A 23966-nucleotide genomic window follows, 5' to 3' on the forward strand; every position below is an offset into this window, starting at 1 on the left:
ATCGCCGCGTGACAACCTCTGCCGAAACACTCGAGTTCCAGTCGGAGGCACGTCAGCTGCTTCAGCTGATGATCCACTCGATCTACTCGAACAAGGACACGTTCCTGCGGGAACTGGTGTCCAACGCCTCCGACGCACTGGACAAACTCCGCCTCGAAGCGTTCCGCGACAAGGACCTGAAGGCGGATACCGACGATCTCCACATCGAGATCGAGACCGACACCGAAAAGCGCACGCTGACCGTGCGCGACAACGGAATCGGGATGAGCCGGGACGACGTCGTGGCGCTGATCGGCACGATCGCGAAATCCGGCACCGCCGAATTCCTGAAGAAACTGAAGGAAACCAAGGATTCCGCGGCCTCCCAGGACCTGATCGGCCAATTCGGCATCGGGTTCTACGCCAGCTTCATGGTGGCCGACAAGGTCACGCTGCTGACGCGCCACGCGGGATCGGACGAAGGCGTCCGATGGGAGTCCGAGGGCGAAGGCACGTACACCATCGAGACGGTCCCGGACCTGCCGCAGGGCACGTCGGTCGTACTGCACCTCAAGCCCGAGGACGCCGAAGACCAGCTTTTCGACTACACCTCGGCCACGAAGATCAAGCAGATCGTCAAGAAGTACTCGGACTTCATCACCTGGCCGATCCGGATGACCGAGGGCGAAGAAGTCGTCACGGTCAACTCGATGAAGGCGCTGTGGGCCCGCTCCTCCAGCGACGTCACCGAAGACGAGTACAACGAGTTCTACAAGCACGTCGCGCACGACTGGAACGACCCGCTGGAGACGATCCGGCTCCAGGCCGAGGGCACCTTCGAGTACCAGGCACTGCTGTTCCTGCCGGGGCACGCGCCGCTCGACCTGTTCATGCGGGAGCGCAAACGCGGCGTCCAGTTGTACGTGAAGCGCGTCTTCATCATGGACGACTGCGAAGCGCTGATGCCGGAGTACCTGCGCTTCGTGAAGGGCGTCGTCGACGCGCAGGACCTCTCGCTCAACGTGTCGCGCGAGATCCTGCAGCAGGACCGGCAGATCCAGCTGATCCGCCGTCGCCTGGTCAAGAAGGTGCTCTCGACCGTCAAGACCCTGATGGCGGCCGAGAACCCCTACAAGTACGAGACGTTCTGGAAGGAGTTCGGCCGCGCCGTCAAGGAAGGCCTGCTGGACGACCACGAGAACCGCACCGCGATCCTCGACATCTGCTCGTTCGCCTCGACGAACGATCCGGAGAAGCTGACGTCGCTGCGCGAGTACGTCGAGCGGATGAAGGACGGCCAGGAGCACATCTACTACCTGACCGGCGAGTCGCGGCAGAGCATCGAGAACTCCCCGCACCTGGAAGCCTTCCAGGCCAAGGGGTACGAGGTGCTCGTGCTCACCGACCCGATCGACGAGATGTGGGTCGACGCGGTTCCGGGCTTCGAGGAGAAGCAGTTCCAGTCGGTCGCGAAGGGCGAGGTCGAACTCGACTCCGACACCACCGACGAGCAGAAGGAGGAGTTCTCCGGGCTTCTGACCTGGCTCACGAAGACTCTCTCCGAGCAGGTCAAGGAGGTGCGGCTCTCGTCGCGGCTGACGACGTCGCCCGCCTGCATCGTCGGCGACACGAACGACGTCACCCCGACGCTGGAGAAGATGTACCGCGCGATGGGCCAGGAAATGCCGCAGATCAAGCGGATCCTGGAACTCAACCCGGGCCACCCGCTGGTCGCCGGGCTGCGGGACGCCTTCGCCTCGCAGGGGGAGAACGACGGGCTCGGCGAGACCGCGGAGCTGTTGTACGGCATGGCTCTGCTGGCCGAAGGCGGCGAACTGGGCGACCCCGCCCGCTTCACGAAACTCCTCGCCACCCACCTCCAGAAGACCCTGTAGCTCAACCCTGTAGTTCCGTGAAGGACTCCTTGAGGGACCCAGAGTCCCTCAAGGAGTCCTTCACGGACTTTTAGGGCCGGGTCTTCCAGAGCACCAGCACGAAGTACGGCGTCCCGACCATCGCGATGACCAGGCCCGCCGGGATCTGGGCCGGTGCGATGACCGTTCGCCCGAGGGTGTCCGCGACGCTCACCAGCAGCGCGCCGAGCGCCGCGGCCACCGGGATCACCCGGCCGTGCCGTCCGCCGACGAGCGACCGCGCCAGATGCGGCGCGACCAGCCCGACGAACACGACCACGCCGATCGCGGACACGGCGGTGGCCGCCAGGATCCCGGAGGCGGCCAGCACGATCAGCCGCGACCGCTCGATGCGCATCCCGAGCACGCGCGGGGTGTCCTCGTCGAGGGCGTGCAGGTCCAGTTCGCGGTGCTTGATCCACAACAACGGCGTCAGCGCGAGCAGCGCCAGTGCCACGGGTGCGACCTGTTCCAGCGTGCGGCCGTAGGTCGACCCCGAAAGCCAGGTCAGCGCCTTGGCCGAGTTCCACGGGTCGGAGACCACGATCAGCAGCGTGATCAGCGCCATCCCGGCCGACCAGACCGCGATGCCGATGATCACCAGCCGGTCCGAATCGAGCCCCGACCGCCAGGCCAGCCCGTAGACCAGCGCGAACACGACGGCCGCGCCGACGCCGGCGGCTCCGGCGATCGACCAGGCGCCGACCGCGGGGACGATGGTGATCAGCGTGATCGCGCCGAGCCCGGCGCCCGCGGTGATGCCGAGCAGACCGGGTTCGGCGAGCGGGTTGCGGCTGACCGACTGGATCCCGCAGCCCGACACCGCCAGCGCGGCGCCGGCGAGCAGCGCGGCCAGCACCCGCGGCAGCCGTTGGTCCAGCACGAAGGTCAAGGCGGTGCCGGTGTTGCCGGTGACCCAGTTCGCCAGGTCGCCGAGCAGCACCAACCGGTCGCCCAGCATCAGGCCCACCAGCGGGATGACGGCGAGCAGCACCACCAGCACGACGGAGATCACGACGAGCCGCCGGGTCGATCCGGCGACCCCGACCCGTCCTGCCGGAGCGGGACGACGTGAGCCGCTGCCCCGCCCGCGCCGCGCCAGCCACACCATCACGACGGCGCCGACGATCGTGGTCACCACACCGGTCGGCACCCGCACGGCGGCGGCCGACCCCATGATCGCCCGCAGGACGACGTCGGCGCCGAGCACCGTCACCACGCCGACCAGCCCGGACACCGGCAGCAGCGCGCGGTGTTTGGCGATCGGCAACAGCAGCCGCGTGATCACCGGCGCGCTCAGCCCGACGAACCCGACCGGTCCGGCGACGGTCACCGCCGCCGCGGTCAGCGCGACGGTCAGCACGACCGCGCCGACCCTCGTCCGGCGCACCCGCAGTCCGAGCACGGTCGCGTTGTCGTCGCCGAGGGCGAGGACGTCGAGTTTGCGGCCCATCGCGATGAGCGCCACCACGGCGATCACCACGATCGGCGTCATCTGGGCGGTCGCCCGCAGATCGGAAACGGTGAGCGAACCGCTGCCCCAGGCGAACAGCCCGGACGTCTCCTGCTCGAACAGGAGCAGCAGCAGGATGGTCACCGATTGGAGCGCCAGCAACACGGCCGAGCCGACGAGCACCAGCCGCGGACTCGCCGAACCGCCGCCCGCGAGGCCCAGCACGACGACGGCCGCGGCGAGCCCGCCCGCGAACGCCGCCCCGCCGACCGGGACGAGTGGCAGCGAAAGCCCGAACGCGGAAATGGCCACCACGGCGAAATGCGCGCCCGCGTTGACCGCGAGCGTGTCGGGCGAGGCGAGCGGATTCCTTGCCACGGACTGCATTCCCGCGCCCGCGACACCGAGCGCGACCCCGAGCAGCAACGCGGCGAGCAGCCGGGGGACGCGCGAACCCTCCAGTACCGCGAGGGTCTGCGCGTCACCCTGGCCGAAGATCGCCTTCACCACGTCCAGCGGACCGGACGTCGAGGTGCCCTGGGTCAGGTGGACGCCGGCGAGGACGACGATGAGCGCCACCAGCCCCGCCGACACCGCGAAGGTGCGGGCACGCATCAGGTCGTGACTGCCTTCACGATCTGGTCGGCGGTCATGATGATCGACTTCGGCCCCCCGAAGGTCCACGTGCCCGCTTCGAGCTTGTGGATCTTCTTCGACACCACGAACGGCAGGCGCTGGTAGACGGCGTTCTGCGCGAGCCCGGTGGTGAAGACGTCTTCCTCGGACGCGCTGTAGAACAGCACGGTCTTCGGGTCGGTGAGCGCGGTCAGGCCCTCGACGTCGGTCTGGCCGAGACCCCACTGCGGGTCGACCTTGCCGGTCCAGGCGTTCTTCAGGCCGACGGCTTCGGCGGTGTCGGAGACCAGCGAGCCCTTGCCGAACGGGCGGATGCTGACGGTGCTGCCTTCGAGGTAGCCGTCGGCCATCAGGAACGGGGTGCCCGCGGCGCCCTTGGCCTCGACGGCCTTCTTGCCCTCGGCGAGTTTGGCGTCCATTTCGGACAGTTGCTTGTCCGCCTCGGACTCCTTGCCGACCGTCTTCGCGATCAGCTTGAAGTCCTCGCGCAGACGGTCGAAGTTGCGGCTCGCGTCGCTGGACTTGGTGACCACGACCGGCACGTACTTCTCGATCTGCGGCACCAGCGTCGAGTCGCGCTCCTCGGCCATGATGACGACGTCGGGGTTCAGCCCGACGATGGCGTCGACGCTGGGCTCGTTGCGCTTGCCGACGTCCTTGACCTCGGCGGTCAGCGGGGCGGCCTTGTCCCACACGTTGTAGCCCGCGACGTCCGCGGCGCCGACCGGCATGACCCCGAGCGAAGCGACCATTTCGGCTTCGCCCCACTCGAGCGCGACCACCCGCTTGGCGGGGGCCTTGAGGTTGACGGCCTTGCCGCGCGAGTCGGTCACCGTGACCGGTCCGCTCGCGGCGGCGGTGTCGCTCGGCGCGGCAGTGGTGTTCCCGGTGTTCTCGGTGGTGCCGCAGGCGGACAGCAGCAAGGCCGTCGCCGTGACGAGGACGGCAGGGGTTGACAAACGCATGGTTCTTCCTGGATTTCTCAGGCGGGCCTGGGCGAATGCCGCCCGAGTGGCCTGCAGTGGATCGCGCCCGTCACCGGGTCGTTCGCGACGTGGACGGTGACGCCGTAGGCCCGGGAGAGGTGCTCGGAAGTGAGCACCTGCCCGATGTCACCCGTGGCCACGATGGTTCCCTCGCTCAGCAGCACGACCTCGTCGGCGATGATCGCCGCGTGGTCGAGGTCGTGCAGTACCACGCCGACCGCGACGCCTTCTCCTGCCAGATCGCGGACGACGTCGAGGATCTCGACCTGATAGCGCAGGTCGAGATGGTTGGTGGGCTCGTCGAGCAGCAGTACGGAGGTCTGCTGGGCGAGACAGGACGCGAGCCAGACCCGCTGCAGTTCGCCGCCGGACAGTTCGTCGACGCCGCGTTCGGCCATCGGGGTCACGCCGGTCAGTTCCATCGCGCGGCGGATCGCGGCGGCGCCGCCGACGTCGACCCCGCGCCAGCCCGACCGGTACGGATACCGGCCGTAAGAGACGACGTCGCGCACCGAGACCCCGCTCGGCGTGGGCCGGTGCTGGGTCAGCAACGTGACCCGGCGGGCGAACTCCTTGCCGGTCAACGCGTTCCCGCCCCAGACGGCGCGTTCCCCGAGCCGGACACTGCCCTCGCGAGGCTTGTGCAGCCGCGCCAGCGAACGGAGAAGGGTCGACTTGCCGGACCCGTTCGGCCCGACCAGCGCGGTCACGGCGCCGGCCCGCAGCGACAGCGACACGCCGTCCACCACGGCCCGCTCTTGGTGCGCGAGCACCAGGTCATGGCCGGTGAGCAGCACGTCTTCCGTAGACATGAGGGGAGCCTAACCTAAGGTGAGGCCGGTACCCATGTCACGAGAGACACAGAGCGCGGGGTGATTGCGCGGTTACGCGAGCCGAAGGACGCTTCGGCTCTTCGCGCCGGAATTCGCATCTGTGGCTGGCGGATCTTCACGGCACTGCGTAGATCTACGCGAGGAATCTTGAGTAGACCTCCCTGACCTGGGCGGATGCGGTTCACAGTGACCGACTGTTGCCGTATGGTCACCATGACAGCACAAGTCGCCTTGGGGAGGGTGTGACAGATGGCTGGATATGAGGCCGTACTCGAGGAGATCGATCAGGCGAGCAAGGCCGCCGGGCGGTTGGTCGACGATGCCCGCGGGCTCGATACGGCCGGTGTCATTCCGGCGGGTGATGCCGGGCTTGCCGGTACGCGATCGGTGGGCAAGTTGGCCGCCTTGAAGTCGGCGTGGGCCGGGAAAGGCCGGCGTTGGGCCGGGGCATGGGAGGCGTACTCCCGCGACCTGTGCGCGGCCGCGGCGAACTACCGCCGCAACGAGGCGGCAGCCCAACATGACCTGCGCGTGACGGTGTCCCACGGCGGGCCGAAGGCCGGCTGATGGTGTCCTGGGGAGATCTTCGACGCTGGGATCCGGCCGTTCTGTCCGACATGTCGGCGGCGCTCAACGGCGAATATCTGCAGTTGCTCGCCTGTTCCGAGGATTTCGACGGTGCCGCGATGCCGAGCGGCTGGTCAGGTGACGCGGCCACCGCGGCAGTTGACGCTTCGCGGCGCCTCATCGAAGAAGGTAAAGAGTGGGCGGCCGAGATCGCCGCGATTCGTCGAGCAAGTGGCGACGTGGCGGATGCCGCGACCGGCGTGCTGGCCGGTTTCAAGGAAGCCGAGGAGCTGGCACGAGCGCACAATTTCTCGATCGGGGCGGATGGCGCGATCGCCGACCACGGCATGCCGCCTGATATCCCGGAAGACCAGCGCGAAGACGTCGGGCGGGAGCGCAAGATTGTTGCCTCGGAACTCGGTGAACGCGTGAAGCAGACGCTGCTTTCCGCCGAGGACGTCGACAACGACTTCTGCGCGGTGCTCGACCCGGCGATCAACGGGCACACGATCGACGCCAGTGGCGAGGGAACCAGCCTGGCCGCAGCCGGGAATGCCGGCGAAGCCCTTGGTTCCCTTTCCATTCCCGCCCCGCCACCGGTCGATGCCGGCCCTGCGGCCAATGCCGCCTGGTGGGACTCACTGTCGAAACAGCAGCAGGAACGCCTCGTCAAGGACCTTCCGGGGTTGGTCGGCAACCGGGACGGCGTGGCAGCGTGGGCCAGGAGCAAGGCGAACATCGAGCTTCTGGCGGACGAGAAGCGGCAATTGCTCGACGAGCGCACCGAACTCATGCGCCACGCGCCCGCGGATTTGAGCCGGGATGTCCCGAGCGTGCACAAATACCAAGAACAGCTCGGCAAGCTCGATGAGCGGCTGGCCGCTCTCGACAAGATCGACGGCCTCGTTATCGGCCCGGACGGCAAGCCGCTGCCGAACCGTCAGCTGATGTCGCTCGACATGACCGGCGACAAGGTGAAGGCCGCGGTGGCCAACGGCGACGTCGACAACGCCAAGCACGTCGCCGTGTTCACTCCAGGGATGAACTCCGCTGTGGAGAAGAACCTCGACGGCTATGTGAACGACATGCAGACCGTCAGGGAGAGCGCCAACCGGATGGTCGGTGACCTCTCCGGCAAGTCGGTGGCGACGGTGACCTGGCTCGGCTACGAGCCGCCCGGGACTGACAAGCTCGGCGACTACGTCGACGTCATCGGCGGCGGGTCGGCACAGGACGGCGCCGAGAAGCTGGCCCGTTTCGACCAAGGAATCAACATGTCCCGGCCGGATGACCCGCATCTCACGGCTCTCGGCCACTCGTATGGATCGCTGACCACCGGTATCGCGTTGCATCAGGACACGGGCGTCGACGACGCGGTTTTCTTCGGCTCACCTGGTGTCTCCGACCAGCCGTACGGCGACGGCATCGCCGGCCGCTCGATCGAGCAACTGCACATTCCGGAAGGCCACGCCTACACGCTCGAGGCCGATGGCGACCCGGTGGCGGACGTCGGCACCATCACTCACGGACGGTTCGGCGAAGATCCGGGCAGCATGGAGGGGATGAAGCAGCTCTCGACCCAGGATGCGACATCGCTGCTCGACGGTCGGCCGCTTGTCGCGTCTTCAGGCCACAGCGAGTACACGCTGATCACTCCGGATGGCACCGACAGCACCAGCAAGTACAACATGGCGGCCGTCGTCGCCGGTCGTCCCGACCTGACCATCTCCAAGTAGGCCCAGGTGAAATGTATGAAGCGCGCTGTTCGAACCTCCAGCTGGATCGCGGGGATGGCGTTGGTCGTCCTGCTCGCCGGCACGGCGTGCGACGGCAGCCCCGGCTATCTCGACAACGACCACGGCAAGGACGGCATGTCGACCCAGCAGCAGTTCGCCGAACTCCGCAAGCGGCCCGATGCCAAACAGGTACAGGCCACGTACGACCAGACTCTCTCCGAGTTGCGCGCCAAGCTCACGGAAGCCACGGGATTTTCGGCGTGGCAGCAAGGCACCGTGGCCGAGATATCCCCCGGGTGCAACGCCTTCCGGGCGGTCGACGTCCACGACGTGTACACGGCGTACACGACGTGGGGGCTGCCGGAGGTGATCCCCGAGTCGTCATGGGCGAAAGCCACGCAGGTGCTGGCCGAAGCCGCGAACAAGCACGGCTTCACCAAGAAGGGCTTCGAGGTGAGCAAACCGGAATTCCGGGAGTTCCACTTGCTCGATGAGTTCGGCGCTGATTTGACGCTGTCCACCTCGACCGGCACGACGACCGGCACCAGCACCATGCTGACGCTGAAGACGGGGTGTCATCTGACGACCGAGGCCCACAAGCGGGGTTCGCCGCAGTCCGGTGGAGCCTGATGTCGTGGCATGGGGTCATGCCGCTTCCGGTTACGCCGTTCGCGCCAGTTCGCGCCTGCGCTTGGCCAGCCGCTTCCCGACGATCCCGTGCCGCGGCCCGAACAGGTACACCAGCGTGAACCCGGCGCCCTGCACCAGCACGATCATCCCGCCGGACGCGGTGTCGAGGTGGTAGCTCAGGTACAGCCCGGTCACCGCGGCGAGCACCGAGAACGACGGCGCGATCACGAGCATGCGGCCGAACCGGTCGGTCAGCAGGTACGCCGTGGCGCCGGGGATGATCAGCATCGCCACCACGAGGATCACGCCGACCACCTGCAGCGCCACGACCGCGGTCAGCGCGAGCAGCCCGAGCAGTGCGGCGCCGAGCACCCGCGGGTTGAGCCCGATGGCGTGCGCGTGTGTGGGATCGAAGGCGTACAAGGTGAAATCGCGGCGTTTGAGCACCAGCAGGGTGAGCGTGATGGCGCCGAGGACGCCGATCTGGATGAGGTCCGAGGTGTCGACGCCGAGCAGGTTGCCGAAGATGATGTGGTTCAGGTCGGTCTGGCTCGGCGTCACCGAGATCAGCACGAGCCCGAGCGCGAACAACGTGGTGAACACGATGCCGATCGCGGCGTCCTCCTTGACGCGGCTGGTGTCCCGGACGACGCCGATCAGAGCCACGGCGAGGAAGCCGAAGACGACGGCGCCCAGCGCGAAGGGCGCGCCGAGGACGTACGCGAGGACGACGCCGGGCAGCACGGCGTGCGAGACCGCGTCGCCCATCAGCGACCAGCCGATCAGCACCAGCCAGCAGGAGAGCACCGCGCAGACGGCGGACGCGATGACCGTGGAAGCCAGCGCCCGCACCATGAAGTCGTAGCTCAGTGGTTCGAGGAACAGGTCGTAGAGACTCACGCGAGTTCCTCTTCCCGTTGCAGGACATCGAGTCCGAAGGCCAGCGCGAGGTTTTCGGGCCTGAGCACCTCGCCGGGGGAGCCGTGCGCGAGCACCTTGCGCATCAGCAGGATCGCCTCGTCGGCGAGGCCGGGCAGCGCGTGCAGGTCGTGCGTGGAGATCAGGACCGCGGCGCCGTCGGCCGCGAGTTCCTTGAGCAGCCGCGTGATCGTGGCTTCCGACCGCTTGTCCACGCCGGCGAACGGCTCGTCCAGCAGCAGGACGCGGGCGCCTTGGGCGATGCCGCGCGCGACGAACGCGCGTTTGCGCTGCCCGCCGGACAACTGGCCGATCTGCCGTCCGGCGAGTTCGGTCAGTTCGACCCGCTCCAGGGCGTGGTCGACGGCTTCGTGGTCCACACGGCGCGGCCGCCGGGTGAAGCCGAGCCGCCCGTAGCGGCCGGTCATCACGACATCCCGCACCGACAGCGGGAACGACCAGTCGACGTCCTCGCTCTGCGGCACGTACCCGATCACGCCGGTCTTGCGCGCGCGGGCGGGGGTGCCGCCGTCGATCGACACCGTGCCGGTGTCCGGCCGGACCATGCCCATGATGGTCTTGAACAGCGTCGACTTGCCCGAGCCGTTCACCCCGACCAGCCCGCAGACGTGCCCGTGTTCGAGCGTGACGTCGACGCCGTCGAGGGCGAGGACGTCGCCGTAGTGGACCGTGACGCCTTCGACGCGGATCGCGGCCGTCACGGCTTCGCCCCGGTCAGCGCGGCGACGATCGTCTTCGAGTCGTGGCGGATGAGGTCGAGATAGGTCGGCACCGGTCCTTCGGGGCCGGACAGGGAATCGACGTAGAGGACGCCGCCGAACGCGGCACCGGTCGCGGAGACGACCTGCTGCATCGGGGCGTCCGAGACGGTCGACTCGCAGAACACCGCGGGGACCTTGTTCTGCTTGACGAATTCGATGGCGCGGGTGATCTGCTGCGGCGTGGCCTGCTGTTCGGCGTTGACCGCCCAGATGTACCGCTCGGTGAGGCCGGTGTCGCGCGCGAGGTAGGAGAAGGCGCCTTCGCAGGTGACCAGCGCTCGCTCGTTCTGCGGCAGGCCGCTCAGCGCACTCGTCATCTCGTCCCGCACCTCCTTCAGTTTCGCCTTGTAGGCGTCGCCGTTCGCCTTGAACACGGCGGCGTCGCCGGAAGAGAGCTCGCTGAACGCCTTCACCATGTTGTCCACGTAGATACCCACATTCGTCGGAGACATCCACGCGTGCGGGTTCGGCTTTCCCTGATAGGCGTCTTCGCCGATGGCGATGGGCTGGACACCCTCGCTGACCACCTTGTGCGGCGCGTCGCTCTCCTTGACGAACCGGGCGAACCACGCCTCCAGGTTCAGCCCGTTGTCGAGGATCAGGTCGGCCTTCGCGGCCTTCTTGATGTCGTCCGGGGTGGGCTCGTAACCGTGGATCTCGGCGCCGGGTTTGGTGATCGACTCGACCCGGAGCTTGTCGCCCGCGACGTTCGAGGCGATGTCCGCCAGGACCGTGAACGTGGTCAGCACGACGGGCCGCTTGTCGTCCGTGCCGCCGCTCGTCGCGTCGCCCGCACCGCCGCAAGCGGACAGGACGAGTGCCGTCGACGCCGCCAGCGCGCACACGGTCTTGCGCAGATTCGCCATGCCGCGAGTTTAGAGTTCGGTGCGCCGAACTTCCAACTCTCGTGTGCCTTAAATCTCGGTGGTGGTCCGGTCCCGCTCCCGCACGGTCTCCAGCAGGAGCTGCGAGACGTCGCGCACGGTGACGTTCTGGCCACGCTGTTCGCTCTGCCGCTGCACGAGACCGTCGTTCAGCATCACGCGGCAGAAGGGGCAGCCGGTGACGATGGTTTCGGCGTCCGTGCCGAGTGCCTCGTCGACGCGTTCGAGGTTGATGCGTTTGCCGATCTGCTCCTCCATCCACATCCGCGCGCCGCCGGCACCGCAACAGAGCGAGCGGTCGGCGTGCCGGGGCATCTCGCTGAGCGTGGCGCCGGTCGCGCCGACGAGTTCGCGCGGCGGCTCGTAGACCTTGTTGTGGCGGCCGAGGTAACACGGGTCGTGGTAGGTCACCGGGCCGGCGTCGACCGGTTTGACCGGGGTGAGCTTGCCCGCGCGGACGAGCCGGTTCAGCAGCTGCGTGTGGTGCAGGACTTCGTAGTGCCCGTCCAGTTGCGGGTACTCGCGGCCGAGTGTGTTGAGACAGTGCGGGCAGGTGGTGACGATCTTGCGCGTACCCGGTTCGCGGCCCTCGAACACCGCGTTCAGCGTCTCGACCGTCTGCTGCGCGAGCATCTGGAAGAGGAACTCGTTGCCGGAGCGGCGCGCCGGGTCGCCGGTGCAGGACTCGTCGGTGCCGAGGATCGTGTATTTCACCCCGGCGAGATGCAGGAGCTCCGCGGTGGCGCGGACGGTCTTGCGGGCGTTGTCGTCGAAGGCGCCCGCGCAACCGACCCAGTAGACGTACTCGACGTCTTCGGCGAGTTCGCCGTCGAAGATGGGCACCTCGAAGCCGAGGTCCTTCGTCCACGCGAGGCGGTCGGAATTGTTCTGGCCCCAAGGGTTTCCCTTGGTTTCGAGGTTCTTGAACAGCACGCCGAGTTCGCTCGGGAAGGCCGACTCGATCATCACCTGGTAGCGGCGCATGTCCACGACGTGGTCGACATGCTCGATGTCGACCGGGCACTGTTCGACGCAGGCCCCGCACGTGGTGCAGGACCAGAGGACGTCCGGATCGATGACGCCGAAGTCCTCCTTGGTGCCGACCAGTGGACGTTCTTCGGGCGCTTCCTTGCCGTCCAGGATGTACGGCGCCTTCTCGAAGAGGTGGTCGCGCAGATCCATGATCATCAGCTTGGGAGACAACGGTTTCCCGGTGTTCCACGCCGGGCACTGCGACTGGCAGCGGCCGCATTCGGTGCAGGTGGCGAAGTCGAGCATGCCCTTCCAGGTGAAGTCCTCGATCTTGCCGCGGCCGAACGTGTCGTCCTCGCCCGGATCCTCGAAGTCGATCGGCTTGCCCGCGGACTCCATCGGCAGCAGCGGTCCGAGTGCGTCCGGGAGCCGCTTCGCCGTGACGTTGACCGGCGCCAGGAAGATGTGCAGGTGCTTGGAGTAGAGCACGATCGACAGGAACGCGAGCATCACGCCGATGTGCAGCAGCAGCCCGACGGTCTCCAGCGGTTCGGTGACCGCGGGGCCGAGCGGCTCCAGGAGTTCGCCGACGCCGAGGGAAACCCACGCGCCCGACTCGTACGGGAAGACGCCGACCGCCGCCGACGCGCCCCGGAAGAGGAACATCGTCCAGATCACGTTGAAGATCATGAACAGGATCAGCCAGGCGCCGCCGGTGTGCGAGCCGAAGAAGCGCGACGCGCGATCTTTCCGTTCGGGTGCCTGGCGGATCCGGATGACCGCGAAGACCGCGAGCGAGACGACCACCGCGACCGCGATGAAATCCTGGAGGAAGCCCAGAACCGCCCAGTGCCCGATGAGCGGGATGTGGAAGTCGTGGTCGAACAGAGCGCCATACGCCTCGACGTAGACCGAGCCGAGGATAACGAAACCCCAGAACGTGAACAGATGCGCGAGCCCGGGGACGGACCACTTCAGCAGTTTGCGCTGCCCGAAGACCTCGGCCAGATGTGTTTTCGCGCGGACGGCCATGACGTCCGAGCGTTTTTCGTCCGGCTGGCCGGACCGGATCAGTTTGGCGAGCCACAGTGCGCGGCGGGCGGCGAAGGCGAGTCCGACGACGGTGATGAGCAGACCGAGGATGAGACGAACGAGCACGAGTCCTCCGGGGGAGAATCGGCTCAGTGAGAGCCGGTGTAGTACCGGCACGCCTTGCAGGCGTACCGCATTTTGGCCACTCGCCACCGTTTTCGGTAGGCCTCGAGGTGTCCCGGTCGTGGCGGATGCACGCCGAGCCGGTGGTGACGGCGGGTCCGCCGCCCCGTTTCGAAGAGTTCGGTCGCCAGGCCGAGATAGGCGCGCCTGAGCGCGATACCCGGCTCCGCGGCGAGATTGTCCCGGCAGAACCGGTGCAGCAGAGCCAGATCCGGGAGACCGGGGGTGGTCACGCCGGGAAGGTGTTCGACCACGCCGAGGCCGGGATGCCCGGCGGGAACGGAGAATCTCGCGGGAAGTCCACAATGGACGCAGGTGAGCGTGCAACTCAGACATCGGGTGACGTGGCGGATTCGCCGTTCGCGTTGATCCTCATCGATCGTTTCGCGAACGTGCCACCCCATGGAGCCTCCCAAGACCGTGGTGTGTCCTGTGTCACTCTCAATACTGGAGAGTAGGGCGCGCTCCGGCGGTGCGACAGGTCCAACCGGATGGCTTCGGAGCGGCCGGTCGGCGTAACCCCCACCTCGCAATCAGTCACCTACTTGCGGGAGGAGTCGGGCGCAAGTAGGTGACTGATTGCGAGGAGCACTGTGACCCACTCGTAGCCGAAAACGGCCCGCCCGGCGTCACGCGCTGGTTATAGTCCTGACCCGGGGTAATGGGGAGGGAACGACGGCGATGGGCGGGTTCGTCACCGCGGCTCTGGGGTTTCCGGCCGTGCTCTTCAGCTTCCTGCTGATCGTGGTGATCGGCTACTGGCTGCTGGCCCTGCTCGGTGCCTTCGATCTCGACGAGTTCGACGGCGGCGACGGGCTCCTGGCGGGCTTCGGCGGGGTCCCACTGTCCATTTCGCTCTCTTTACTGATCGCATTCACCTGGTTCGCCAGCCTGGCAGGGACGGTTCTACTCGATGACCTTGAGCTTTCGACACCATCGAGGATCGGGTTCGGGACCGGCGTGGTCGCCGTCGCGCTCGTCCTCGGCACACTCGGGACGAGGGTGATCGTGGTGCCACTGCGCCGGGTGTTCGGTCCCGCGAAGGAGCCGAGCAGGAGAGACTTCATCGGCCGGGCCGCGGTCATCCGCACCTCGTCGGTCACTCATGACTTCGGCCAGGCCGAAGTCGCCGCCGCCGACGGGTCCACGGCCATTGTGGACGTTCGGCAGGCAGGCCAAGGCAACCTCACGGCGGGCAGCCGCGTAGTTCTCTATGACTACGACTCGGAAGGCGAGTTCTTCTGGGTCGAGTCCTTGGACATCTGAAGCAGAAAAGGAAAAACCATGGGTGCCATCAGCGTGGGGGCCGGCGTTCTGATCGCCGTGATAGTTGTCATCCTCCTGGTCTTGCTCTTCACGATCACCAGGCTGTTCAAGAAGGTGCCGCAGGGTAAGGCCCTGATCATCTCGAAGGTCCGTCGCGTCGACGTGACGTTCACCGGCGCGATCGTCCTGCCGGTGCTGCACAAGGCCGAGATCATGGACACCTCGGTCAAGGCGATGGAGATCACCCGCACCGGCCGCGAGGGCCTGATCTGCCGGGACAACATCCGCGCCGACATCCGGATCTCGTTCTTCGTGCGGGTCAACAAGACCACCGAGGACGTGATCAAGGTCGCGCAGGCGATCGGCACCGAACGCGCGAGCGACGAGGCGACCCTGCAGGAGCTGTTCAACGCCAAGTTCTCCGAGGCGTTGAAAACCGTCGGCAAGCAGCTCGACTTCGTGGATCTCTACACCAAACGCCACGAGTTCCGCGACCAGATCATCCGCGTCATCGGCACCGACCTCAACGGGTACAGCCTCGAGGACGCGGCCATCGACTATCTCGAGCAGACGCCGATGGCGCAGCTCGATTCGGCGAACATCCTCGACGCGCAGGGTATCCGCAAGATCACCGAGCTGACCGCGATCGAGCACGTGCGCACGAACGAGTTCCGCCGCAGCGAGGAGAAGGAGATCACCCGCCAGAACGTGGACGCCCGCGAGGCGATCCTCGAACTGGAGCGGCGCCAGGCCGACGCGGAGATCAAGCAGAACCGCGAGGTCGAGACCATGCGGGCGCGTGAAGAGGCGGAGATCGCCAAGGTGCAGGCGGAGGAGCGGCTCAAGTCGCAGGCCGCGGGACTGCGCACCGACGAGCAGCTCGGCATCCAGCACCAGAACCAGCAGCGTGAGATCGAGGTCGCGGGCAAGAACCGCGAGCGCGTCATCGCCATCGAGAGCGAGCGTATCGAGAAGGACCGCTTGCTCGAGGTCATCGGCCGCGAGCGCGAGACCGAGCTTTCCCGGATCGCCAAGGACAAGGAAGTCGAGACCGAGAAGCGGTCCATCGCCGAGGTGATCCGTGAGCGGATCGCGGTCGAGAAGACCGTGGCGGAGCAGGAAGAGAACATCAAGAAGCTCCGCGTCGTCGAAGAGGCGGAGCGTCAGCGCTCGGCCATCATCATCCGGGCCGAGGCGGAAGCGCAGGAGAGCCTCGTCAAGGACATCAAGGCCGCGGAGGCCGCCGAGGTGGCCTCGAAGCACAAGGCCCGCGAGGAACTGACGCTGGCCGAAGCTCGCCAGCAGGCCGCCGAACTGGACACCCGCGCGAGGATCCGCCTTGCCGAAGGCATCCAGGCCGAAGAGGCCGCCATCGGTCTGGCCGCGGCGCAGGTCAAGGAACGCGACGCCGACGCGCTGGAGAAGGTCGGCCGGGCCGAGGCGATCGTCGAACGCGAGAAGGCGATCGTGCTCGCCGACGGCATGCGCGACAAGCTCAAGGGCGAGGCCGAAGGTCTCACCGAGAAGGCCGCCGCGATGGCCGCGCTCGACACCGCCAGCCGCCAGCACGAGGAGTACCGCCTTCGCCTGGAGGCCGAGAAGGAGATCCGGCTCGCCGCGCTCAACGTGCAGCGTGAGGTCGCCGAGGCGCAGGCCACGGTCCTCGGCATCGGGCTGGAGAAGGCCGACATCGACATCGTCGGCGGCGAGACGATGTTCTTCGAGAAGGTGATCGGCTCGATCGGGCTCGGCAAGAGCGTGGACGGCTTCGTCGAGCACTCGGACGTCGTCCAGACCCTCGGGAAGTCGTGGCTCGACGGTTCGGGCAGCTTCACCGAAGACCTGACGAAACTGGTCGGCTCGGTGAGCACGGAGGACGTGAAGAACCTGACGCTGTCGGCCTTCCTGGCCAAGCAGTTGCAGGCGGGCGGCCCGGACAGCGACAAGCTGCGTGAGCTGCTGTCGATGGCGCAGCGGCTCGGCCTCGCCGACAGCTCTGTCGCCGCCCTCGCCCCCGCGAAGCAGTGACGACGACCGAACCGGCGGCAGGAACGGAGCAGCTGGACGCGGGCACCTACGAGGTGCTCCGCGCCCGGCTCGCCGCACAGGCCGCCGAACTGGCGAAACGCGCGGACGAGCTCAACAAGGCGCGGCTCGGGGTGTTCGGCAGCGCGCAGCTCGCGCTGATCGGCACGGAGCGGATCCGCACGGCGAACAACTGCGTGCCGCGGGACGTCGTGTCGGTCGGCGGGCGGATGTTGTTCGGCTACAACGTGTTCATCGGGCTCAAGCCCGAGACGACGGTCGACGATGTCTTCTCGCTGCACGGCTTCAGTCATGATGAAGAAGCCTTCCGCTTCGACGACGTGCCCGCCGAAGAGTTGCCGGAGCTGTTGCGCGACGAGCAGTTCGTCCGTGACTTCGCCGAGCTGTACCGGTACTACCGGCAGGCGAAGCTGCTGCAGCTGCGGCGGGTCGAGGGCAAACTGCTCGCGGTGTTCCAGATCGGTCCGCGGACCGAGGACATCCGGGTGCTGCGCTGGGGGATCGCCCCGGACGGCACTTTGTCCTATGTGGATAGCCGGGGCGAACGCGACCACGTCTTCCCGCCGTCGCACGATTTCGAGTGGATCGAGACGAGCCGCGAACAGCACGTTCTCGGGCGGCATCCGCATATCTCGATCGAGGACGAGGTGTTCGTCGAGACCGTCGGCGGCAACCTGACGATCAAGGTCGAGAACAACACCGAAACCGGTGAGGGCGTCTACGCCGAGGCGGTCGACGAGCCGCTGCAGAGCCTCGCCGACGCCGAGGTGTCCTACGCCAGGATCGGCCCGCTGATCCTGCTGCGGGTGCTGCCGTACAAGGAGACCGTCCACCGGTACCTGGTGTTCAACACCCGCACGCGCGACGTCGTGCGCCTCGACGGGATCGGGCAGGCGTGCCAGCGGTTGCCCGAGGACCACGGGATCATCTTCCCCGGCGGCTACTACCTCGACACGGGTGTCAGCAAGACGTTCGACACCACTGTGGACGGTCTCGAATTCGAACGCGTGATCCGTTCGCCCAACGGTGAGGACGTGCTCTACGTCTTCCACGCGCGGGCCGACGGGCGCTCGCTTCTCCTGCCGTACAACGTGATTCGCAAAGAGGTCTCGAACCCGATCCCGTGCCACGGGTACTCGCTGTTCGACGACGGCACGATGGTGTTGTTCCGCGCGCTGTCCGAGGAGCCGAGCCGCGTGCACCCGATGCAGGTGTGGCGGACGCCGTTCCAGTCGGACACGTACGCGGCGTCGCAGCCGGCCGGGACCGGGCCGCTGGAGCGGGTCGGCAACGCCGATCTGGTCCGCGGGATCTCCGACTGTCTTTCGATCGGCCGGATGGTCGGCGAGATGGCACCGTCCGCGGCGGTGTTCGAGGCACTGATCGCCGCGTGCGCACGGGTCTTCGACCACTACCACTGGCTCGGGGAGGCCGAACTCGGCGATCTGCGGTCGCCGTTGTCGGACGTCCGCGTCACCGCGGAACAGGTGCTCGACGAGTTCGAGACGGTCACCGCGCTCACCTCGCAGGCGGCCGAAGCCGTCGAGGAAGCCGCCGCGGAAACCGCCTCGCTCGTGCGGAAGGTGCGGGGAGAGGCGCTGAACGCGGCCGACGCGTGGGTGCGCAGGCTCGCCGAAATGCACCGCGCGCGAGGCCATCTCGTCACCGTGCGCGAACTCCGCTATGTCGACACCGGCCGCGTCGACAAGCTGATCGCCGGCCTCGACACGGAATTCGGCGAGGCCGCGCAGCGCGCCGTCCGGTTCCTGCAGGGCGAGGACGCGTTCACGAGCTACCACGCCGAGGTCGACGGGCTGATCGAGGCCGCGGGCGCGATCTCCACCGTCGCCGAGGCCGTCCCGGTCGCCGAACAGCTGGACGAGCAGTCCGGCGGACTCGAGGTCCTCACCGACGTCGTCGGCGGGCTGGAGATCGCGGACGCCGTGGTGCGGACGAAGATCCTCGAACGTGTCGGCGAAGTCATCGGCGCGGTCAACCGGGCACGGGCCACCCTCGAAGCGCGGCGCAAGGAGCTGCTGGAAACCGAGGGCCGGGCGGAGTTCGCCGCCGAGTTCGCGCTGCTCGCGCAGGCGATCACCGGCGGGCTCGCGGTCGCGGACACGCCGGACCGCTGCGACGAGCAGCTCGGCAGACTGCTGCTGCAGCTGGAAAACCTCGAATCGCGGTTCGGCGAGTTCGACGACTTCCTCGCGTCGCTCGGCGAGAAGCGCACCGACGTCTACGAGGCGTTCTCCTCGCGCAAGCAGGCGCTGCTCGACGAACGAGCGCGTCGCGCGGACAGGCTGGTCGACTCGGCCGAGCGGATCCTCACGAGTGTCACCAGGCGGGTCGGCACGCTCGGTTCGGTCGACGAGATCAACACCTACTTCGCCTCCGATCCGATGGTCGCGAAGCTGCGCAGTGTGGTCGCCGAACTGCGTGACCTCGGCGATCAGGTGCGCGCCGAAGAACTCGAAGGCCGGGTCAAAGCCGCCCGTCAGGAGGCAGGCCGCGCGCTGCGCGACAGGCTCGACCTCTACGGCGAGGACGGGGAGACGATCCGCCTCGGCCGCAACACCTTCGCGGTCAACACGCAGGACATCGACCTCACCCTGGTGCCGCACGACGGCGGAATGAAGTTCGCGATCACCGGGACCGACTACCGCTCGCCCGTGCGCGACGAGTCGTTCGAAGCGACGCGGCCGTACTGGGACCAACTGCTGGTCTCGGAGTCGCCCGAGGTCTATCGCGCCGAGTACCTGGCGACGTCGATTCTGGCCGAGAAGCCCGACCTGCAAGACTCCGACCTGCTGGAGGTCGTTCGGCGCGTCGCCGGTGACCGCTACGACGAGGGCTACGCGCGTGGCGTGCACGACCACGACGCCGCCGCGATCCTGTCGGTATTGCTGCGCCTGCGTTCCGCGGCAGGGCTCCTGCGGTATCCGCCGGCCGCTAGGGCGTCCGCGCAGCTGTTCTGGGCTTTCGGCGCGGAAGAAGCGGCGAAGTCCGCGTGGACGACGCGTGCGGCGTCACTCGCACGGGTGCGGGAGGCTTTCGGGCACACCACGGCGATCGACGCGCTGGCGCGGGAGCTCACCGAGGCCATGACGGCGTTCGCCACGTCGTCCGGGCTCACGCTGGACCTCGAACTCGCCGGTGAGTACCTGTTCGAGGAACTGGCCGACGGGTCCCCGGGGTTCGTCACCAGTGGTGGGGCGCGGACGCTGCTCGACAAGTTCCGGCTCGACCGCCGTAGCTTCGCCGAAGACCTGCGTGCCCTCGAAGACCTCGCCGACCGCTACCAGCTCGCCGAAGCCTGGCTCCGGTCCTTTGTGGACTCGGTCGGCCTTTCTCCGGATGAACTCGCAGAGGCCGTCGCGATCGAGCTGGCGGACTTGCCCCGCTACGATTCCTCGGCGGAGCTTTCGGCCACTGTGGACGGTCTACTCGGCTCGCATCCCCGGATCGTCAACCGTTCCCTGACCCTGCGGCTCGACGAGACGCTCGCCAGGACGCTGCGGTTCCGGCGTGACCGGGTGCCGGGTTTCCGGGCGTACCAACGGCTGCGCAACGATCTGGTGGCGGCCGAACGCGACAGGCTGCGGCTGACGGAATACAAACCGAAGGTCATGAGTGCCTTCGTGCGCAACAGGTTGCTCGACGAGGTCTATTTGCCGTTGATCGGCGACAACCTCGCCAAGCAACTCGGCGCGACCGGCGACGCGCGGCGTACCGACCAGTCCGGTCTGCTGCTGCTCATCTCGCCGCCCGGCTACGGCAAGACGACCCTCATGGAGTACGTCGCGAGCCGCCTCGGGCTGGTGTTCGTCAAGGTGAACGGGCCGGCCCTCGGGCACGACGTCACGTCGGTGGATCCCGCGGACGCGCCCAACGCGACCGCGCGGCAAGAGGTCGAGAAGATCTCGTTCGCGCTGGAGCAGGGCAACAACGTGCTGTTGTACCTGGACGACATCCAGCACACCTCGCCGGAACTGCTGCAGAAGTTCATCTCGCTGTGCGACGCGCAACGGCGGATGGAAGGCGTGTGGGAGGGCCGGACGCGGACCTATGACCTGCGGGGCAAGCGGTTCGCGGTCTGCATGGCCGGCAACCCGTACACCGAGCAGGGCAAACGGTTCCGGATCCCGGACATGCTCGCCAACCGTGCCGACGTGTGGAACCTCGGCGATGTGTTGTCGGGCAAGGAAGAACTGTTCGCGCTGAGCTACATCGAAAACTCGCTCACCGCGAACACCGTCCTCGCCCCGCTGGTCTCCCGCGAACGGTCCGATGTGGACGTTCTGGTTCGGTTGGCGCGCGGCGACGGCTCGGTCCGGGCGGACCAGCTGAAGCACGCGTACTCGGCGACCGAACTGGAGCAGATCCTCGCCGTACTGCGGAAACTGACCAAGGTGCAGCGGATCATCCTGAAGAACAACCAGGCCTACATCGCTTCGGCGGCGCAGGCGGACGCGTCCCGGGTCGAACCGCCCTTCCAGCTACAGGGCTCGTACCGGAACATGAACAAACTCGCCGGCCGGATCGTGCCCGCGATGAACGACGCCGAACTCGAAGCGCTGATCGACGACCACTACGCCGGCGAAGCCCAAACGCTGACCTCCGGCGCCGAGGCCAACCTGCTCAAACTGGCCGAACTCCGCGGCCGCCTGAGTCCCTCGGAAGCGAAGCGATGGGCGGACGTGAAGGCGGCGTACCTGCGCGCGCAGGCCCTCGGCGGGGACGACGAGGACCCGATGAGCCGCGCGGTCGGCGCGATGGGCCTCCTGGCGGACCGGGTCGGCGCGGTGGAGGCGGCCATCGAGCGCGCTTCGGAACGGATGGTCGTCCGGGATGTGATGTGAGGGCGGTCTTGGTTTTGCTTTGGGTTGGGTCGGGTTGGCCGCTGTTGCCGGGGTTCGGTGACGGCGGCCGCCTGGTTCAGTGGTCGCTCGCTTGAGGTTTCATTGCCGGGATTCGGTGACGTCTCGTAGTGGCTTCATGGTTCGGGTCGGGTGCTTGTGTGCGGCGTGGTGGGGTGTTCGGTGTCTTGGTCGGTTGGTGTCGGGTTGTCGGGGAGAGCGGCTGACGCTCCCTAAAGCTTCATTGCCGGAATTCGGCAACGCTTCACAGCGGCTTCATGGTTCAGGCCGAGTGCTTGTGTGCGGCATGATGGGCGAGTTCGGTGTCTTGGTCGGCTGGCGCCGGGTTGTCGGGGAGAGCGGCTGACGCTCCCTAAAGCTTCATTGCCGGAATTCGGCGACGCCTCGCAGTGGCTTCATGGTTCAGGCCGAGTGCTTGTGTGCGGCGTGATGGGGGTGTTCGGTGTCTTGGTCGGTTGGCGCCGGGTTGTCGAGAAGAACGGCTGACGCTCCCTAAAGCCTCATTACCGAAAATCGGCAACGCTTCACAGCGGCTTCATGATCCGGAATTGTCGGTGGCCGGTCGTATGGTCGTCGAGTGGACACACACAGATCCGCGCCTGTGGCGCTACTCCAGAAAATCACCGACCCGAGCGATTTGGAGTCGGTCAACGCTTCGATAGGTTTGTTGGACGACAAGGATTCCGTCGCTGTCGCGCAAGCGGCGTCGGAGGGAATCGCCCGGCTCGAGGCGGTCCGGTTCCGGGCACTGGCCCAGCTGAACCGGCATCGCGAGGGCGCGCCCGGTGTCACGCAGGAAGTCGCCTTCGCCTTGTCCCTTGTGGACAATCACGCCGGTGCGATGGTCGCTGCCGCCGAAGCGTTGACCACCCGGCTGCCACGCACCTTGACCCTGATGGACCAAGGAAAAGTGAGTGGCTTCGGAGCGATGAAGGTCGCCGCGGCGACGGCGTGGCTGTCGGACGAAAATGCGCGGGCCGCCGATGCCCTGCTCGAGGACCGGTTGGCGGGGAGGAATTCCGGCCAGATCAGGAAGGCGGCGAATCATGCGGCGATCACGGTCGACCGCGAAGGCGCCGACAAACGTGCCGAGCACTATCGCGAAGGTCGCCGTCTCAGCGTGCGGCAGGGTGAGACGGGGGTGGCGTCGATCGAGGTCGAGGATGGACCCGCCGAGAAGGTCAACGCCGCCTACCTTCGAATCGACAGAGAAGCCAAGAAGCTCAAGACCGGCGACGAAACCCGCACCCTGGACCAGTTGCGCGCGGACGTCGCGCTCGATCTCCTGCTCGGCGGTCAGGGTGGCACGAGCGAACGTGCGGAAGTGTTCCTGTACATGGACTTGTTCACCTACCTGGGCCTCAACGACGACCCGGCGGAAATGGCCGGACACGGTCACCTCCCGGCGGCGCTGGCACGGCACATCGCGACCGGCCCGAATACCGTGCTGCGCAGGATCATCACCGATCCGCTGTCCGGACAGGTGCTGGACCTCGGCCGGGACCGGTACCGTCCGACAGCGGGCGTCGGCGAGTTCGTCCGGGTGCGGGACCGTGAGTGCCGAAGACCCGGCTGCGGCCGTCCCGCGCAGACCTGCGATCTCGACCATTCGGTGCCGTGGCAGTTCGGCGGCGCCACCAATGCCGACGACTTGATCGACCTCTGCCGCCGGGATCACCGGCTCAAAGACGAACCCGGCTGGATCTACCGCCTCGCGTCCGACGGCACCCTGACCGTCACCACCCCGACCGGCCAGAGCTACGACAGCACCCCACCGCCACTCCACCCGCCCCGCACGCAAACCGCTTCGACCGAGGAAGCGCCACCGTTCTGAGCCACGTCGCCGAAAAGTGGCGACGCCGCATCGACCCGGTGAGACCGCACCGTCAGTGAGTCTGCACGCCTCCGGCGGCCTCACTTTGCCGAGGAACGGCGACGGTCATCGCAGCGATCCGGTGACGCCGCAACGGTCGATGCCCGCGCACCCGCAATCGACGACCGCCACACCCGGCCGCAGGACCGCTGTCATCGGTGGCCGCGCATGTCGCCGACTGGGTCCTTTGCCGGAAAGCGGCGACGCGGAGATCCGGCAGTACAGGAACGGTCGGTGACCACAACCCCGCGGCAGCCGCCTTTGCCAGAAAACGGCGACGGCCGCCACACCCGGCCGCGGTACCGCTGTCATCGGTGGCCGCGCATGTCGCCGACTGGGTCCTTTGCCGGAAAGCGGCGACGCGGAGATCCGGCAGTACAGGAACGGTCGGTGACCG

16 protein-coding genes are annotated in these 23966 nt (G+C 67.3%); 8 read left to right on the top strand and 8 right to left on the bottom strand.

The features are described 5' to 3' along the window. Positions 1-8: 8 nt before the first annotated feature. Complete coding sequence (htpG, locus tag ACIHAO_RS17785) at positions 9-1874, top strand: molecular chaperone HtpG (RefSeq protein WP_396559036.1); 1866 nt, start codon at positions 9-11, stop codon at positions 1872-1874. Positions 1875-1944: 70 nt separating this feature from the next. Here the strand turns inward: htpG and ACIHAO_RS17790 are convergent, their stop codons facing one another. From ACIHAO_RS17790 to ACIHAO_RS17800, 3 genes are read right to left on the bottom strand one after another with little or no spacing between them, the layout of a single operon-like run. Beyond that, the gene (locus ACIHAO_RS17790) at positions 1945-3960 is read right to left on the bottom strand and encodes an iron ABC transporter permease (RefSeq protein WP_396559038.1); all 2016 of its coding nucleotides are present in this window, start codon (positions 3958-3960) and stop codon (positions 1945-1947) included. Beyond that, positions 3960-4946, bottom strand: a complete 987-nt coding sequence (locus ACIHAO_RS17795; RefSeq protein WP_396559040.1) for an ABC transporter substrate-binding protein — start codon at positions 4944-4946, stop codon at positions 3960-3962. Before ACIHAO_RS17795 ends, ACIHAO_RS17790 begins: the two co-directional genes overlap by 1 nt. Positions 4947-4963: 17 nt before the next feature. After that, a complete protein-coding gene (locus ACIHAO_RS17800; RefSeq protein ID WP_396559042.1) occupies positions 4964-5779 on the bottom strand; it encodes an ABC transporter ATP-binding protein in 816 nt (271 codons plus the stop codon). Positions 5780-6049: 270 nt separating this feature from the next. On the opposite strand from ACIHAO_RS17800, the gene ACIHAO_RS17805 reads away from it, so the two are divergent. From ACIHAO_RS17805 to ACIHAO_RS17815, 3 genes are read left to right on the top strand one after another with little or no spacing between them, the layout of a single operon-like run. Further along, a complete protein-coding gene (locus tag ACIHAO_RS17805; RefSeq protein WP_396559044.1) occupies positions 6050-6367 on the top strand; it encodes a hypothetical protein in 318 nt (105 codons plus the stop codon). Next, entirely contained in the window at positions 6367-8103 is a 1737-nt protein-coding gene (locus ACIHAO_RS17810) for an alpha/beta hydrolase (RefSeq protein ID WP_396559046.1), read from the top strand. Before ACIHAO_RS17805 ends, ACIHAO_RS17810 begins: the two co-directional genes overlap by 1 nt. A 15-nt stretch (positions 8104-8118) precedes the next feature. Further along, a complete protein-coding gene (locus tag ACIHAO_RS17815) occupies positions 8119-8733 on the top strand; it encodes an LppA family lipoprotein (RefSeq protein ID WP_396559048.1) in 615 nt (204 codons plus the stop codon). A gap of 30 nt (positions 8734-8763) precedes the next feature. On the opposite strand, the gene ACIHAO_RS17820 is transcribed toward ACIHAO_RS17815, so the two are convergent. From ACIHAO_RS17820 to ACIHAO_RS17840, 5 genes are read right to left on the bottom strand one after another with little or no spacing between them, the layout of a single operon-like run. Continuing rightward, complete coding sequence (locus ACIHAO_RS17820; protein WP_396559050.1) at positions 8764-9633, bottom strand: metal ABC transporter permease; 870 nt, start codon at positions 9631-9633, stop codon at positions 8764-8766. Then, positions 9630-10373 (bottom strand): metal ABC transporter ATP-binding protein, encoded by a 744-nt coding sequence (locus ACIHAO_RS17825; protein WP_396559052.1) that lies wholly within the window; start codon positions 10371-10373, stop codon positions 9630-9632. The genes ACIHAO_RS17820 and ACIHAO_RS17825 overlap by 4 nt, the downstream gene beginning before the upstream one ends. After that, the gene (locus ACIHAO_RS17830; RefSeq protein ID WP_396559054.1) at positions 10370-11299 is read right to left on the bottom strand and encodes a metal ABC transporter substrate-binding protein; all 930 of its coding nucleotides are present in this window, start codon (positions 11297-11299) and stop codon (positions 10370-10372) included. Before ACIHAO_RS17830 ends, ACIHAO_RS17825 begins: the two co-directional genes overlap by 4 nt. 48 nt (positions 11300-11347) lie before the next feature. Continuing rightward, positions 11348-13447, bottom strand: coding sequence for a (Fe-S)-binding protein (locus ACIHAO_RS17835; protein ID WP_396559056.1), 2100 nt, complete (start codon positions 13445-13447; stop codon positions 11348-11350). A 23-nt stretch (positions 13448-13470) separates the two neighbouring features. Next, entirely contained in the window at positions 13471-13737 is a 267-nt protein-coding gene (locus ACIHAO_RS17840) for a hypothetical protein (protein ID WP_396559058.1), read from the bottom strand. 448 nt (positions 13738-14185) lie between these two features. Here ACIHAO_RS17840 and ACIHAO_RS17845 point away from each other — a divergent pair, with 448 nt between their 5' ends. From ACIHAO_RS17845 to ACIHAO_RS17860, 4 genes are all read left to right on the top strand, one after another. Beyond that, positions 14186-14770: a hypothetical protein gene (locus ACIHAO_RS17845; RefSeq protein WP_396559060.1), complete on the top strand. Its 585-nt coding sequence runs from the start codon at positions 14186-14188 to the stop codon at positions 14768-14770. Between the two features lie 18 nt (positions 14771-14788). Next, positions 14789-16798 carry a flotillin family protein gene (locus ACIHAO_RS17850; protein ID WP_396559062.1) on the top strand — a complete coding sequence of 670 codons (2010 nt, stop codon included), beginning with the start codon at positions 14789-14791 and terminating at the stop codon, positions 16796-16798. Then, complete coding sequence (locus ACIHAO_RS17855) at positions 16795-21678, top strand: DNA repair ATPase (protein WP_396559064.1); 4884 nt, start codon at positions 16795-16797, stop codon at positions 21676-21678. The genes ACIHAO_RS17850 and ACIHAO_RS17855 overlap by 4 nt, the downstream gene beginning before the upstream one ends. A gap of 619 nt (positions 21679-22297) precedes the next feature. Beyond that, a complete protein-coding gene (locus ACIHAO_RS17860; protein ID WP_396559265.1) occupies positions 22298-23530 on the top strand; it encodes a DUF222 domain-containing protein in 1233 nt (410 codons plus the stop codon). Positions 23531-23966 lie beyond the last annotated feature (436 nt).

This window comes from Amycolatopsis sp. NPDC052450 (genome assembly GCF_044547565.1).
Classification (GTDB): Bacteria; Actinomycetota; Actinomycetes; order Mycobacteriales; family Pseudonocardiaceae; genus Amycolatopsis.